Origin of the sequence: Streptomyces kanamyceticus (genome assembly GCF_008704495.1) — a bacterium.
In the GTDB taxonomy this organism is placed as follows: Bacteria; Actinomycetota; Actinomycetes; order Streptomycetales; family Streptomycetaceae; genus Streptomyces; species Streptomyces kanamyceticus.
Genome location: NZ_CP023699.1, coordinates 237,440 through 252,550 on the forward strand (window position 1 = coordinate 237,440; position 15,111 = coordinate 252,550).

Consider the following 15,111-nt stretch of genomic DNA (forward strand, 5'->3'; position numbering starts at 1 on the left):
TGGGGTTCCTCTCTGCTGGGCCGCGGGGGGCGTACGGGTCACACGGCGGTCTTGGCGTGCTGGGACACGGTGTCCTCGTAGATCTCCCGGAAGAACATCGCGAGGATCTCCTGGACGTCGTCGATGTACTTGAACACCTTCTCGAAGTCCTCCTCGCTGAAGATCAACTGGTGGAGGATGTCCCACATCTCCTGGGAATGGTCTTCGGTGGAGTCGACGTGGAGGTGGGCGGCCTGTCCCTTGACGTTCTCCTTGCCGAGCCGCTCCTGGAGGTTCTCGACGATGGCCGGCTGGAGCTTGATCTGGGTGTACTCCACCAGGTAGTTGGAGACGACCGGCGCGAGGGCCGACTCGTGCTCCAGCGCGTAGTAGAAGAAGCCCTCGAAAAGGCGGGTGGAGAGGTAGGGCTCGGTGGCGATGATCTCTTCCTCGGTGACCTCGGCGGCCGCGGCGTCACTGATGTACAGCTTGTCGTGGAGCATCTCGTCGGCCTGGTACTGCGCGTAGTCGCGGGCGGCCCTGGGCGCGACCTGGGCGATCTTGTAGATGGCCTTGGACTGGCTGACCCGGGAGAGGCGGATCCGCCACACGTGCTCGATGAGGGTGCGGCGGTAGTACGCCTGGTGGAGTTCGGGCTCGGTCAGGTGGGACGCGAAGGGGACGGTGGCCTTCCACTCCGCCATCTTCTTGTCCAGGTAGCGGTCGAGCTCGGCCTTCTTCAGACGGCTCTGCGCCTCGTCGTAGAACGGCTTCGGGTGGGTGATCCCGGTGCTCTGCACACGGTTCATCGCAATCTCCTTCAAGAGAGGGTTCGCGGGAGGGACGTTCACGGAAGGGCCAGCGAGGTCGGGTCAGCGGTAGCGGACGTGGAAGTGCTCCGTCGCGTGTCGGTCGAGGAAGTCCGTCTCGGCGTCGAGGCGGTCGGCCGCCACGTCCCACAAGGCGTCCATCAGGCAGATCCCCCGGTCGGACGACTCGAGTTCGGTCCCCGCCGTCGCGTGGACGCGCAGGATCCGGGGCGGGCGGGTGGGCGGATCGAAGCGGATCGCGTCGACGGTCCGCCCCTTCTCGCCGTACTTGCTGAGGAACACGGTCGCCCGGGTGGGCGCACCGGCGCGCAGGGCCTCCAGCTGGGAGGCGTGGGTGAGCCGGTTGTGGAAGGCGTCCCGCTCGCCGTCGGGCAGCAGCAGGGACTCGGTCCACAGGTCGAGGAGGGAGTGCCCGGTGACGGTCTGGACGCTGGCGTTGATGAGGCTGCCGCCCATCCGGGGGTTGATCTCGATGATCTCCCAGCGCTTCTTCGACTCCCAGTACTTGACCTCGATGTGGAAGGCGCCATCGGTCAGCCCGTACTCCGCGAGGGCGGCCAGGCAGCGGGTGACGTGGTCGGATCCCGCCAGCACGAGGTCTCGGTCGAGGCTCACGGGCGGACTGACCGACATCCCCTCCAGGACGGTCCGCTCCAGGCGTTCCACGCGGGCCTTCTCGTGGACGCACAGGTGGTGGACCCGGCCGTCGAGGACGAACGTCTCGAAGCTGAACTCCGGGCCCTCGACGTACTCCTCGACCAGGAAGTCGTACCGGTCCATGAAGATCGCCTTCATGCGCCGGTCGGCGCGCATCTGCTCCTGGATCGCGGGCAGGTCGGCCAGGTCTCCGATGTCGTCGAGGACGAAGGTCGCGAAGGACGAGGCACCGCGCACCGGCTTGACGAACCAGCGTGCGCGGGAGTCGAGTTCGGGCCTCACGCCGGGGGCGATGCGGTGGCTGCGGACCTCGCTCAGTCCCTCGGCGAAGAGGTGGCGGCGCAGTTCGTACTTGTCGAGGCAGAGGCGCAGCGCGGGCTCGGCGCAGTCGCGCGCGCCGAGCCGCTCGTTGAGCTCGGCCATCAGGAGCCGGTAGCCCTCGAAGGTGGCGAGGGCGGCCTCGACCCGGTAGCCCCGCTCGGCGAGTTCGCGAACGGCCTTCTCGACGTCGCCGGAGTGCAGTTCGGGTTCCTCGGTGACCACGCAGTCCGCCACGTGGCGGCGGCTCGCGTCCAGGGCCCCGGGCAGCTCCGGGCGGGAGCTGAGGGCGACCGGGGTCAGGCCGAGCCCGGTGGTGGCCGCGGCGATCTCCTCGGCGTACGACTTGCCCTGGTGCATGAGGAGCAGGATCGCTTTCTTCATCTGTGCCTCTCCTTGGAGTCCCGGGGCCACCCTCATCGCCGGCGGACCAACTGCCGGTCGGCGGTCTCGCGCTGGTGGGCGCGCAGGATGTCCACGAGCCGGGCGCCGCCCTCACGGACCGGGTCGACGACGGGCAGTCCGGTATCGGCCTCCAGCTTCTCGGCCTCCCGGCGGTAGTCCTCCTCGGTGAAGCCGATGCTGTTGACGCTGACGGCGGCGACCTTGGCGGGCCGTTCGAAGACGGTGAGCTCCTCGTTCATGCGGATGAGCTCGGGGATGGGGACGATGGGCGTCTCCCAGACCTTGGTCCGCTCGGCGCCGAGGCGGTGGCAGAAGACCATGGCGTGCGGCAGGGCGCCGTGGAGAATGGCGAGGGCCACGCCGCTGAACCCGATGTGGTTGAGGGAACCCTGGCCTTCGACGACGACCCATTCGTTGCCGACGGCGGCCTCCATCACGACGTGCTCGACCGCACCGGCCATGAAGTCGCCGGGCACGCCGTCGACCGCGAGGCCGTGCCCGGAGATCAGCATGCCGCTCTGTCCCGTGGCGGCGAAGCCGGTGGGGATGCCGCTGCGGTTGGCCTCGTGCCAGAGCTGCAGGGCGGCGGTCTTCTTGCCGATGTTGGAGTCGCTGCCACACGTGTGGATGACCCAGGCGTCCAGGTCCAGGACGCGGGCCCTGTTGAGCGGCACGGTCGGGGCGTCCTTGGTCTCCCAGACGGTGAGGCCCTTGTCACGGACGGCACGGGCGATGTCCGGGTCGTCGGTGAGGCGGTAGTGGATCGAGTTGATCAGGTGGAGGCCGTTCCTGGCGGCCGCGAGGATGTGCGGCTTCCAGCCCGAGGGCAGTTCGGCGGAGTGCAGGCCCTTGCCGATGACCATGACCTCGGGGCGCAGGGACAGAGCGTGCTCGATGCGGCCGACGATCGGGATCGCACCGCCGTAGCCGAGGACGTCCTGGACGGTCCGGCCGGCCTTGCGGCTGTCGATCACGGCGACACAGCGGTCCCCGCGGTAGCGGATCAGCGAGGCGGCGATCTTGCTCGTGAAGAGTCCGAAACACCCCTCGGCGAACAGCACGAACTTCTTGTCGACCAGCTCCGCGTGGTTCAACTGATCCACGTCTTTCCTCCATGGAATCGATGGACTTGATGGTTCTCTTGGCGATGACACGAGATGGTTCGGGCGCTCTACAGGACGGGCTCGGTGGCCAGGCGGTACCGCGCGCGCACCTGGCGCACTGCCTGCTCGATCTGTTCCTGGGTGCCGCCCCGGAAAAGGAAACGGCCGCCTTGGAGCGTGGCGTACGAACCGGGCCTTGAGACCAGGACCTCGCCCGCCCTCGGCACCAACTCCCGGTACAGATAGGCAACTTCACCCAGGAGCGAGGTGGCGGCAGTGACCTTCCGGGGCAGCGGCTTGGGGGCCGGGATGATCAACCAGCCGCCGCTCAGCCCCGGGTCGGGGACCGGCGGGTCCACCGGGCGACCGAGCAGCACGTCGACCCACAACCGGAAGAGATTCACGCCGTGGACGTCGTGGATGACGTACGGCACGTCGGCGCCCGGCACACGGGCTCCGACCTCCAGGAACACCAACTCATCGCCGGTGTCGAAGAGTTCGAGGTGGAAGGCAGAGCTCCGCAGGCCGAGCGCGGTCAGGCAGCGCAGGGCGAAGTCCTCGCAGCGGCCGCGCACCGCGGGGTCCGTCTGGAAGACGGAGCCGAGCGGTTCGCCGAGCAACTCGAAGTCCAGGCAGGTGGCGACGTAGCGCGAGGTACACAGGAACAGCGGCTTGCCCGCGGCGTCCAGGACGCCGTCGACGTGCAGGATCTCGCCCCGTACGAACTCCTCGATCTCGAGGTCGTGCAGGCTCCGTTTCGCGCACAGGGCCCGCAGCTCCTCGGCCGAGGCGATCTCGAGCACCCCCTGGCTGGACGCCCCGCGCACCGGCTTGACGATCACGGGGTAGCCGAACTCCCGGGCGGCCGCGAGGAGCTGCTCCTCGGTGCGGCAGGACGCCCAACGCGGCACTCGGATGCCGGCCCGCGACACCGTCTCCTTCATGACGGTCTTGTCGCGGAACCGGGAGGTTTCCTCGGGGCCGGAGCCCTGGACGCGGTACCGCTCGCGCAGGGTCGCCGCGAGGTCGAGGAGCATTTCGGAGAAGGCGATGACGTGGTCGAACGGCCCTTCGTCGCGAACGACCGCGTCGACGAGCTTCAGCACGTCGTCCAGGTTGTTGAAGTCCGGTACGACGTGGACCCGTTCGGCGTCGGCAGGCACTCCGCTGCGGCCGCCCTCGTCGCACACGTACGTGACGCGGTCGGCCTCCGGGCCGAAGACGATCTCGGGAGCGGCGAGGCGGTTCTCCCAGCGCCGCTCGTCCTCGTACAAGGGCCAGCGGTTCAAGAACAGGATTGCGCCGGACATGGACGTCGTCCTATCGGTTCACGGGATGCATGGACGTGCGCGGCCGGGGCGGCCGGTTGAAAGCGGCGGCGACGGCGGGCCTTCGGAACCGAAGAATGAACCCGGACCTGAATCTCGGGAACGGCCCCCAACGCGTTGTTCGCGCTGCCTCAGCCTGGCATGGGACCGGCCTGGCCAGAATAGGACCTAAGTCCCAGCGCCCCTCCCCGCGGCAGGTGCGCGCCGAGATCTTGCCGCATGCACCGCCGCGTTCCGGAAACGCCATGGGTACATGGACCTATTGCCCGCACATCGCGCGGGACACAGAATTCTTACCGCGCTGCCACCGCCGGAATAGGGCTGTCGTGCACGCCAGGAGGCTATTCCCGAACCGCGCCTCGACATCGGGACACGGCCCTGCAACTGGGCTTCGAAACAGACTCAATTTCGTGGGACAGGTGGTGGTGCTGCCGTGACGCAGGGGACAGAGACGGTACGGCGGGCGAGTTCCGAGGACTTCCGGGCCGCGATGGCCCGGTTCGCGGCCGGGGTCGTGGTGGTGACGACTCTGGGCGACGGCGGGTCGCCGCGCGGCTTCACGGCGAGTTCGTTCTGTTCGGTGTCGCTGCGCCCACCACTGATTCTGGTCTGTCTGGCGAACTCGGCCGACTCCTTCGCGACGTTCGCCTCCTGCGGGCACTTCGCGGTGAGCGTCCTCGGCCCCGAACACAGGCCGCTGGCAGAGCGGTTCGCGACCAAAGGCGCCGACAAGTTCGCACCGGACGGCCTGTCCCGTACGCCCGGCGGACTCCCGGCGGTGGCGGGCGCGCTCGTCGAGCTGGACTGCGAGGTGCACGCCCGGCACCCCGCCGGGGACCACATGATCCTGATCGGCCGGGTATCGGGCGCGCGCCTCAGTGAGGGCGCGCGGACCCCCATGGTCTATTACGAAAAGGCCTTCCGGTTCCTGGCCTGAGCCAGGGCCAGGGCCAGGGCGCCATGGGCAGATGGACCTATTGCCCGCGAATCGTGCGGGACACAGAATTCTTTTCAGACAGCGAATGATGGGAAACGGGAGATACGAGCATGCTGCTGCAGGTTGACCCGGTCGATTCCTTTTCCGGAACGTTCCGCGTCCCGTCTTCGAAACCGGAGACACAACGAGCAATTCTGACCGGCACACTGGCCGAGGGCACGTCACGGGTTTTCAACGATCTCCGTTGCGACGAGACGGAGACGATGAAGAACGCCTGCCGTGCCTTCGGCGCCAAGATAACCGAGCACGACGGATTCCTGGAGATCCAGGGCATCGGACAGTCGTTCCCGAACATCCGGCGTGTCATCCAGTCCCGTGGCTCGGGTCTGGTGTTCCGCATCGTGACGGCGCTGGCTTCCGTACAGCCGTCGCCGGTCGTGGTGACGGGCGACGCGACCCTGCGCAACCGCGTGATGGAGCCGCTGCTGCGGGCGCTGCGCGAGCTCGGCGCGGACATCGAGTCGATCGTCGGCGAGAACAAGGCCCCGGTCGTCAACTGGGGACGCGGCCTGAAGGGCGGCACGTGCCATCTGCCGGGCGACATCAGCTCCCAGTTCATCACCGCCGTCCTGTTCGCCGCGCCGCTGGCCGAAGGCCCGGTGGAGATCGAGGTGACGGGCGAGGTCTATTCCCAGTCGTACATCCGGCAGACACTGGCGAGCCTGACCGACGCGGGCATCAAGGTCTCCGCGTCGGAGGACCTGCGTCACTACGAGGTGGAGCCCTCCGCCTACCAGGCCCAGGACGTCACCACGCACGAGGACTACACCTCGGCCTCGTATCTGCTGGCCGCCGCCGCGCTCTTCCCGGGCCGGACCGTCCTGAGCAACGTGTACGGCGACAGCATGCAGGGCGAGTTCGCGATCGTCCCGATCCTGGAGCGGCTCGGGGTGAACGTCACCTTCGACCGGGCCACCTCGTCGCTGACCGTCGACAACCCGCCGGACAGCCTGTGCGGCACCTTCGAGGTGGACGTGCGGGACTGCCCCAACATCGTGCCCACGCTCGCCGCCCTCGGGGCGTACGTGCGGGGCAGCCTGCGGGTGACCGGCGGACGCCTCACCCGCTTCCACAAGGCGTCACGCATCGAGGCCATGGCCGCCGAACTGACCCGCGCGGGCGTGGACATCGAGGTCCTGTACGACGACGGGATCTGCGACGGCTTCGAGGTGCGCGGCGCCCGGACGTACCCCGGCGGAGTGACACTGTCCAGCTGGGGCGACCACCGCATCTTCATGTCGCTGTTCGTGGCAGGCCTGCGGATGCGGTCGGCCAACCGGTTCTCGGGCTTCGAAGACGTCCGGCTGTCCTTTCCCACCTTCCTGGAGGAGTTCGCCAGGGCAGGAGTACGGACCGCTGCCGTCGAGGAGGAGAACGCGCCCGCTGAGGCCGTCGGCTGATCATGGCCACCTCCGCCCCCCGGTTGCGCGCCGATGTCTCCGGGTTGCCTCGTTACGTCCCCGGCCGGGCCGCTCCCAGCGGCCTGGTGGACAAGTTGTCGTCGAACGAGAACCCCTTTCCTCCGCTGCCGTCCGTCGTCGCCGCGATGTACCAGGAGTTGGGGCGCGTCAACCGCTATCCCGATCCGACGAGCGGTGAACTGGTCGAGGAGCTGTCCGCGGTCCTCTCGGTGCCCCCGGAGCACCTCGTGCCCGGCACCGGGTCCCTCGGGGTCGCCAGGGACCTGCTGCGCGCCGCGGCCGGCGAAGGGGACGAGGTGCTGCTCGCCTGGCGCTCGTTCGAAGCGTATCCGTTGCTCGTCTGGGCCACGGGGGCAACTCCCGTGCGGATTCCGCTGCGTGACGAGCGGCACGATCTGGAGGCCATGGCCGACGCGGTGACGGACCGCACCCGACTGATCTTCGTGTGCAACCCCAACAACCCGACCGGCACGGCCGTACACCGCGGTGAACTCGAACGCTTCCTCGACCGGGTGCCCGGCCACGTGCTCGTGGTACTCGACGAGGCGTACCGCGAGTTCGTCGACGACGCCGACGTGCCCGACGGCATCGCGCTCTACCGCGACCGTCCCAACGTCGCCGTTCTGCGCACCTTCTCCAAGGCGTACGGCCTGGCGCGGCTGCGCATCGGTTACGCGGTGACGCATCCGCCGGTCGCGGCCGCGTTGCGGGCCTGCGCCGTGCCGTTCGGCGTCAGCGGGCTCGCCCAGGCCGCCGCGCGGGCCTCGCTGCACGCGGGATCCGAACTGCTTGAGCGGATACGGACCCTGGTGGCCGAGCGCGCTCGGGTCACCCGTGCGCTGCGGGCCGCGGGCTTCAGCGTTCCTGACAGTCAGGCCAACTTCGTCTGGCTGCGCCTCGGTTCACACACACCGGCGTTCGCCGACGCGTGCGAGGCGGCGGGAGTCATGGTGCGCCCCTTCGGCGACGAGGGGCGCGCATCACCATCGGCACTCCCGAGGAGAACGACCATCTCCTGAAGATCGCGGGCGGTTGGCGAAGGTAAGGCCGCCATGACAACCGTGACAGGGGCGTCGGCGACTTTTGACGGGCCCCGGAATTCTGTCGAAAGATTTTGACAGACTTCAGAATTCCGTCACCGTTCCCGCGCGGCGTAAGCAATCAGTCCAAGATTTAACAGAAAAGCACTAGCCGATTGCTGGCTTAAGTGTGTAGATTCTGGTCCACGCTTGAGCAGTTTCTGTCTGCGCCTCGAGCGTCGTGGGGACGCCACCGTCGGCCAGGTGCGTGCCGCTTTTCAGTCGCATCTTCGACCCTTTGCGGCGTTCCCATTTTCGTCTACGAGCGATCCGACATGCTTACACGGGGGCGATTGCATTGACGTCATGCCCATATGCGCTTTCCATCACACCTTCCCCAGCGGCGACACCGCTGCCCTGTGCCCTCCGGCCTGCACGGCCCGGCTGGGCAAGACGCCGGGTCGCCTGCCGTGACCGCCGCCCGTAGGCGATCTTTCGGCGCTCAGTCCTTGGACATTTTTTTATGTCCTTTGGGAGAAGCAAGGAAGAGGAAAGACGTGGAAGAACCACCGGCCGCGAAACTCACCAGCCGGGAATTAGATGTACTGCGCCTGCTAGCTCTTGGGTTGAGCAACCGGCTCATCGCCCGGAAACTCGACATCTCCGAGAAGACCGCAAAGAACCATCTCAGCAGCATATACCTCAAGATCGGCGCCACTGATCGCACTCAGGCCGCCCTCTACGCCCGACAGACCGGGCTGATCGGCCCCGGGGAAGCGGCTCCCTCCGCTCCGGCGTTCACTCCCGTCCCCGATGACAGTGCGCCACCCGCCGGCCCCACCCTCACCGCACGCGAGCGGGGCGTACTCCGCCTGCTGGCCGTGGGGTTGAGCAACCGGCTCATCGCTCGAAGACTCGGCATATCCGAGAAGACCGTGAAGAACCATCTCAGCAGCATCTACTTGAAGATCGGCGCCACCCACCGCACTCAGGCCGCCCTCTATGCCCAATACGTCGACCTGGCTTCCTGAGCCGCGACAGCCACAGCGACAGCGTCAGAGAATCGGCCGACGGCCCGGGCCGCCTCGATGTCCGGGACGTGCTCCTCGGCCCAGAGTCGTACGGCGCGGAGCGGGACGAGCAGGGAGCGGCCCAACGGTGTCAGGGCGTACTCGACGTGGGGCGGGTTCTCGTCGTACTCGTGGCGACTGACCAGACCGTCGGCTTCCAAGGAGCGCAGGGTCTCGGTCAGGACCTTCGGCGTGATCCCCCGGATGTGCCCCTTCAACTCACTGAAGCGGCGGGGTCCTTCGTCGAGGGCGTTGACGACGAACACGGTCCAGCGGGCGCCGATGCGGTGCAGCACCGTGCGGCTCGGGCAGGTCGCCGCCATCACGTTGTACGCCTTGCCCATGGCCGCTCCCGGTTTCGTTGAAGATACCGGTATCAAATCCATACCGTTGCACCCGATTCTACGAGTGGGGCGGGACGTATGGAACTGAGTGAGCGGCATCCGAGCACATGCCATCACCCGGAGCCGGGGGACAGCCAGTTGAACACCAGTAAGCAGCGCCAGCGAGACGATCGGACCGGGACAGCGGTCGCGAAGGGCACCGGAGGGGGGTTGCCGGCCTGGCTGGTGGCCCGCGGACTCATCCCCGAGACGAGCCCCAAACGCGCCTTCGCCGGCGCGACGTTCGTCAACCAGATAGGCAAGGGCCTCTTCATCGCCGGGGCCGCGCTGTTCTTCACCCGCTCCGTGGGTCTCCCGGTCTCCCAGGTCGGATTCGCCCTGGGCGCCGCCGCCCTGATCGGGCTCGCCGCCGGCATCCCCGTGGGCCGCCTGGCCGACCGGCGCGGCCCGCGCGAGGTCTTCCGGCTCTCGGTCGTCGTGCAGGCCCTCGCCGTGGCGGGACTGGTCTTCGTGCACTCCTTCCTCTCGCTGATCGCGTTCGTGTGCGTGGTCGAGCTCGCCACCTCGGCCGGAACCGCCGCCCGCGGCCCGCTGACCCGCACCCTGGGCGCCCCGAACCCCACCCGCTACCGCTCCTACCTGCGCGCCCTCAACAACATCGCCGTCGGCTGCGGAGCCCTCGCGGCCGGCGTCGCCGTCCAGTTGGACACCAGGACCGCGTACGTCAGCCTCATCCTCGGCACCGCTGCCATGTTCCTCGTCTCCGCGGCCCTCGCCTCCCGCGTGCCGTCCGTGTCGCCGATAGAGGCCCCGGCGGAAGGCAGCCGCTGGCCGGCCCTGAAGGACAAGCCGTACGTGGCGCTCACCGCCCTGGACGGCGTCATGACCATCCAGAATCAGGTACTGATCTTCGCCCTGCCGCTGTGGATCATCACGCACACCGACGCGCCGCGATGGTTCGTCGGCGCGAGCGTGGCGATCAACACCGCGCTCGTGGTCTGCCTGCAGGTACGGGTCAGCCGCGGCGTCGACAACAACACGGCGGCCGGCCGGGTGGCGCGCCGCGCGGGGGCGGCGTTCCTCCTCGCCACGGCCCTCATCGCGGCGGCGGGCGGCGCCCCCGGATGGGTCGCCATGGTCATCATCGTGCTCGGCGTGATCGTCCACACTCTGGGCGAACTGTGGCACGCCGCCGCCGCGTTCGAGTTGTCCTTCGGCCTCGCCCCGGAACACGCGCAGGGCCAGTACTCGGGGCTGTTCGCCATCGGCCAAGGTCTGTCCAACGCCGTCGGCCCGCCGCTGCTCGGCCTGCTCTGCATCGGCTGGGGCAAGCCGGGCTGGCTCGTCGTGGGAGCCCTCCTGCTCGTCGTCGGCCAGGTCATTCCACTCGTCGTGAGTTGGTCCGACCGCACGCACGCGCGCGTCCCTGGCTGACTGGCCGACGTCGACCAGGTGCCCGCCCACGCGGCGGGCACCTGCCAGCTGCGGATCCGCCGCAACCGCCCGAGGGTCCTCAGGCCGCCGTCAGTGCCGCAAGGGCACGGTCCATCGCGGCGTTGAACTCCTCCGGCGCCAGCGGCAGCCGGGACTTGACGTCCCGGCTCCACTGGTCGGCGAGGACCTCCCCCAAGCCCGCCTCGACACCGTCGAGTGCCGCGTCGGCCAGATCCGACGGCGCGAGCTTGGCCACGGGCCAGCCCGCGGCCATGTCGGTGTCGGCCAGGCCGAGGTGCACCGCTGTCACGAGCGTGCCCTGCCCGGCGAGCTCCAGGCGGACGCCGTTGGTCATGGCCCAGGCCGCGGCCTTGGTCAGGTGGTAGGCGCCTGCGCCCTTCCCTCCGAACCACGACATGGCGGAGAGGACGTTGACGATCGCGCCCCCGCCGTTCCCGGCGAGCGTCGGCGCGAACTCCCGGATCATTCCCAGGTGGCCGAACACGTTGGTCTCCAGCTCGTGCCGCACCGCGTCCAGCGAACCGGTCACCAGGTCGGTCCCCGTCTGGATCCCCGCGTTGTTGACGAGCAGCGAGACGTCCGGGGCAGCCTCGGCGGCAGCCCTGACGGATGCGGGATCGGCGATGTCCAGGGGCAGTACCTCGACCCCGGGCAGGTCCACGGTCTCCGGCCGACGGGCCGTCGCGTAGACCTTGCGGGCGCCCCGTTCGAGCAGGCGCTGGGCGAAGGCGCGGCCCAGGCCGCGGTTGGCTCCGGTGACAAGGGCAACTGAGTTGTTGATGTCCATGCCCGGTACGCTAAAACCTGACGTTGACGTCAGAGGCAAGTGCTGGTCGTCAGGGCCGGAGGAGAACCATCACCATGACCATCACCAAGGCAGCGCCCGAGCGGCTGATCCGCATCGGCGAGGTGGCACGGGGTGCCGGTGTCTCGGTACGCGCCGTGCGCTACTACGAGCAGCAGGGGCTGCTCATCCCGGAGCGCAGCCCCTCCGGCCAGCGCCTCTACCGGCAGGACGCGATCCCCCTGGTCCGCTTCTTCCAGCAGATGTTCGCCGCCGGCCTGACCAGCCGAAGGATCACCGAACTCCTGCCGTGCTGGGACTCCGGGCACACCGACGCCGAGCAACGAGCCATGCTGCGCGCCGAGCGCGACCGCATCCAGGCCAAGGTCGACGACCTGCAGGCCGCCCTGGACCGCCTCGACGAGGTCATCGCGATCACGGACTCGCACCCGTAGGCGCGGTCGGAGCTTCGAGCCGGACGAGCCCATGTCTCGCTGCTCATCGCAGATCCTTGGAGCGGAGCCAGGTGCGGATGGCTTCAATGTGTTGAGCCTTGCTCTCGAGCGGCAGCCAGTGTCCTGCGGGCACCCGGGCCACGGTGAGATCCGCGCAGGCCGCGCGCATCGGGTCGCCTTGGCGGTTTCCCGAGATGTTGCAGATCGCGTCCCACTCGCCGTTGACGAACAGCACCGGCTGCGTCAGGCGCCCGCCGTCGGGGGCTTTGCGCGCGTAAGCGATGTTGGCGTCGTCGTTCGTGTACCACGCGGAGGGAGGACGAAAGCCGTGAGTGGCGAACGCCTGCACCAGGGTGTCGAAGTCCGCCGGTGGCCAGAGAGCCGGATCGGCAGGCGTCGGCGGTGCGTGGTGAGCGGCGCCGAAGCGTCCGCCGTCGCGTGTGACCGTGGCCGTCGGTGAGATGGCGCCGATCGCGGCGGGGCTGCCCGGTTGATAGACCGATGCCAGCGTTGCCGCCGGAGCCGCGTCAAGGTCGGCGACCGCCGCTTCGAAGTGTGTCGTGTAGTAGCGGTAGTAGTCCCACTGTCCGTCCGGATACCGGTCGGCCGGGTAGAGCTGACGGTCGACCAGGGGTACGAGCGTGGCCAGGCCGTTGGCGGTGGGGTAGTAGGCCCACGAGGTCAACACCACGCCGCGGCACCGCTCCGGCTCGTGTGCGGCCACTGCTCCCGCCACGACGCTGCCCCAGTCGTGGCCGATCCAGACCGCGGTTGTGCCGCCGAGATGTTCGTGGAGCTCCGTCAGGTCCATCACGACCTCCTCGACGGTGTAGGCGTCGGTGTCCGCCGGGGCGGAGGATTCGCCGTACCCGCGCAGATCGGGCGCGACGCAGTGCCACCCGTCGGCAGCGAACGCCTCCATCTGGGCCCGCCACAACAACCCGATGCCCGGCCACCCGTGGAGGAAGAACATCAGCGGTCCATCGGCCGGTCCGCTCTCCAGGTAGTGCGTGGTGTGGCGAGGCGTGCCGAAACCGCGCGCGACCAACGGCGGTGCGATGTCGCGCCGGACATCGTCCTCGCCGTCCCGTCGACGCGCGTGGGCGGTCCCGGCAACGAGAGCGAACAGGACCAATGCGATGTCCACGGCTCCATACACGACGGCTGTCGGTTCGAGCCCGAATCGCTCGACAGCGAGTCCGGCCGCGAGCGCAGGCACGCTGAAGGCGAGATAGCTGACGATGTACATCGTCGCGAACACCTGACCCCGTCGGGTGCTCGGTGCCGCCTCACCGAGGGCATGGACGGCGGACCGGAACGTCGCCCCGAACCCGAATCCCGCGATCAGCGACCCGATGACGTAGAGCGGCAGTACACCCGTCGGCATGGCCGCGATGGTGACCAGGACGCCGATGGCGAGGGGCCCGAGGCCGAACCATGCGCGGTGTCGTGGCGGAGCGAAGGCCGACGCGACAGTGCCCGCCGTCCCCGCGACGAAGAAGACGCCGAGGATGACGCCCACGGCGAAGTGGCTGTGCACGTCGAGGACGGTGGTGAGGATCGACGATCCGAGCGAGAGGTACAGGCCGCCAAGGGCCCACGTCGCACTGATCGACGGCAGCAGTGCGACGAAGACCGGCCGCGTGGCCCGCGGGAGTTGAGCGCTGGGCAGCAATGACCGCCACATCGTTTCCCGGGTCGGCGCGTCGGATCGAGCTTTCTCGGGGACCAGCCAGACGAGTGCCGCGAGCACCAGGTACACGACGGCGAGGATCCAGAAGACGAGTTGGCGGGGCAGCGGCGCGAACTCCACCAAGGCTCCGGCGAGGACGGCGCCGATCGCTATCCCCAAGGAAGGGACCGCGCTGCTGACGGTCGAGCCGAGCCGGGGGTTCGGCGCGGACTCCATGATCAGGGCTGTGGTGGCGCCGGCGGCTGTCCCCACGGCAAGCCCCTGCACAATGCGCGCGGCCATCAGGCCGCCGACGCCTGTGGCGACGGCGAAGAGCAGCATGCCCAGCGCGAGCAGCACCAGGGCACCGCAGGCGACAGGCCGACGGCCCACCCGGTCGGAGATCGATCCGACGGTCAACAGGGCGGCGAGCAGGGCGAAGACGTAGACGGCGAAAACGACCGTCAAGGTGAACGTGGAGAGGTCCCACTGGCGCTGGTAGACCGGGTAGAGGGGGGACGGCGCCGAAGCGGCCGTGAGCGTGGCCGCGCCCACGGCCCCGGCCAGGAAGAACGAAACCGAACGGTTGAGCACGCGACCTCCATCGAAAAGCAAAAGCCTTTGCTTTAACCCTGGCGGCCCAGCATAGTAGAAGCAAAGATCTTTGCGTATGCTGGTGGCGTGTCTCACCATGCAGCCGCCAGCCGCCCCGGAGGGCGGAGCAGTCGAGTACTGGCCGCGATCTACACCTCGGTCGGTGAACTCGTGGGCGAGGGCGCCGAAAGGATCACGTTTCCCGTGGTCGCCGAACGGGCCGGGGTCAACCCGACGACGCTCTACCGACGCTGGGACAGCGTCCACGCCCTCCTTGAGGAAGTCGCTGTCGCCGCCCTGACTCGGGACGGTGAGTCAGCGCCCGACACCGGATCCCTCCAGCAGGATCTGACCGAGTGGGCGCAGGTCATCGCCCGCGACATCACGCGTCCCCACCGAGCCCGGTACCTGCGCGCGATGGTGTCGGCCCGCACCGAGACCGTCGCGAGTTGCCCGGTCACGGAGAAACGGCGCGAGCAGGCGTCGCAGGTGGTGAGCCGGGCCCGCGAACGCGGTGAGAAGGCACCGAGCGTCCCGCAGATCCTCGACCACGTCATCGCGCCTCTGTACCACCACGTCGTCTTCGCCTTGCCCGTCGATCGCGAGTACGCGCGACGTCTGGTCCGCGATGTGCTGGCCATGGCTGAGTGACAGGCCGTCCCGCACGGTCTGGGGGAAAT

General features: G+C 68.6%; 13 protein-coding genes and 1 pseudogene. 7 read left to right on the forward strand and 7 right to left on the reverse strand.

Annotated features, from left to right (window positions below):
• Positions 1-38: 38 nt before the first annotated feature.
• The 4 genes from CP970_RS00905 to CP970_RS00920 all read right to left on the reverse strand — a co-directional run bounded on the left by CP970_RS00905 (position 39) and on the right by CP970_RS00920 (position 4,602).
• Positions 39-788, reverse strand: a complete 750-nt coding sequence (locus CP970_RS00905; protein ID WP_055544568.1) for a hypothetical protein — start codon at positions 786-788, stop codon at positions 39-41.
• Between the two features lie 63 nt (positions 789-851).
• Positions 852-2,168 (reverse strand): ATP-grasp domain-containing protein, encoded by a 1,317-nt coding sequence (locus tag CP970_RS00910; protein WP_055544567.1) that lies wholly within the window; start codon positions 2,166-2,168, stop codon positions 852-854.
• A gap of 32 nt (positions 2,169-2,200) precedes the next feature.
• Positions 2,201-3,292 carry a DUF1611 domain-containing protein gene (locus tag CP970_RS00915; protein WP_055544566.1) on the reverse strand — a complete coding sequence of 364 codons (1,092 nt, stop codon included), beginning with the start codon at positions 3,290-3,292 and terminating at the stop codon, positions 2,201-2,203.
• A gap of 68 nt (positions 3,293-3,360) precedes the next feature.
• Positions 3,361-4,602 carry an ATP-grasp domain-containing protein gene (locus CP970_RS00920; protein ID WP_055544565.1) on the reverse strand — a complete coding sequence of 414 codons (1,242 nt, stop codon included), beginning with the start codon at positions 4,600-4,602 and terminating at the stop codon, positions 3,361-3,363.
• Between the two features lie 451 nt (positions 4,603-5,053).
• Between CP970_RS00920 and CP970_RS00925 the strand changes: the two genes are divergently transcribed.
• The 4 genes and pseudogenes from CP970_RS00925 (at position 5,054) to CP970_RS45705 (ending at position 9,088) form a co-directional block, all read left to right on the forward strand.
• The gene (locus CP970_RS00925) at positions 5,054-5,557 is read left to right on the forward strand and encodes a flavin reductase family protein (RefSeq protein ID WP_055544564.1); all 504 of its coding nucleotides are present in this window, start codon (positions 5,054-5,056) and stop codon (positions 5,555-5,557) included.
• 110 nt (positions 5,558-5,667) lie between these two features.
• Positions 5,668-7,017, forward strand: a complete 1,350-nt coding sequence (gene aroA, locus CP970_RS00930) for a 3-phosphoshikimate 1-carboxyvinyltransferase (RefSeq protein WP_055544563.1) — start codon at positions 5,668-5,670, stop codon at positions 7,015-7,017.
• A 2-nt stretch (positions 7,018-7,019) separates the two neighbouring features.
• Positions 7,020-8,083: pseudogene (hisC, locus tag CP970_RS00935) on the forward strand (histidinol-phosphate transaminase).
• 531 nt (positions 8,084-8,614) lie between these two features.
• A complete protein-coding gene (locus CP970_RS45705; protein ID WP_276204641.1) occupies positions 8,615-9,088 on the forward strand; it encodes a response regulator transcription factor in 474 nt (157 codons plus the stop codon).
• Here CP970_RS45705 and CP970_RS00945 read toward each other — a convergent pair.
• Positions 9,058-9,471: a winged helix-turn-helix transcriptional regulator gene (locus CP970_RS00945; protein ID WP_224058130.1), complete on the reverse strand. Its 414-nt coding sequence runs from the start codon at positions 9,469-9,471 to the stop codon at positions 9,058-9,060. The genes CP970_RS45705 and CP970_RS00945 overlap by 31 nt on opposite strands.
• Before the next feature lie 210 nt (positions 9,472-9,681).
• Here CP970_RS00945 and CP970_RS00950 point away from each other — a divergent pair, with 210 nt between their 5' ends.
• Positions 9,682-10,905, forward strand: a complete 1,224-nt coding sequence (locus CP970_RS00950; RefSeq protein WP_206188620.1) for an MFS transporter — start codon at positions 9,682-9,684, stop codon at positions 10,903-10,905.
• A 79-nt stretch (positions 10,906-10,984) separates the two neighbouring features.
• Here the strand turns inward: CP970_RS00950 and CP970_RS00955 are convergent, their stop codons facing one another.
• Positions 10,985-11,713: an SDR family oxidoreductase gene (locus tag CP970_RS00955; protein ID WP_055544560.1), complete on the reverse strand. Its 729-nt coding sequence runs from the start codon at positions 11,711-11,713 to the stop codon at positions 10,985-10,987.
• A gap of 74 nt (positions 11,714-11,787) precedes the next feature.
• On the opposite strand from CP970_RS00955, the gene CP970_RS00960 reads away from it, so the two are divergent.
• On the forward strand, positions 11,788-12,165 hold the full coding sequence (locus CP970_RS00960; RefSeq protein ID WP_055544559.1) for a MerR family transcriptional regulator: 378 nt from the start codon (positions 11,788-11,790) through the stop codon (positions 12,163-12,165).
• A gap of 43 nt (positions 12,166-12,208) precedes the next feature.
• Here CP970_RS00960 and CP970_RS00965 read toward each other — a convergent pair whose 3' ends face one another.
• A complete protein-coding gene (locus CP970_RS00965) occupies positions 12,209-14,431 on the reverse strand; it encodes an MFS transporter (protein ID WP_169801194.1) in 2,223 nt (740 codons plus the stop codon).
• 87 nt (positions 14,432-14,518) lie between these two features.
• On the opposite strand from CP970_RS00965, the gene CP970_RS00970 reads away from it, so the two are divergent.
• Positions 14,519-15,082 carry a TetR/AcrR family transcriptional regulator gene (locus CP970_RS00970; protein ID WP_055544558.1) on the forward strand — a complete coding sequence of 188 codons (564 nt, stop codon included), beginning with the start codon at positions 14,519-14,521 and terminating at the stop codon, positions 15,080-15,082.
• The last annotated feature ends 29 nt before the right edge of the window (positions 15,083-15,111 follow it).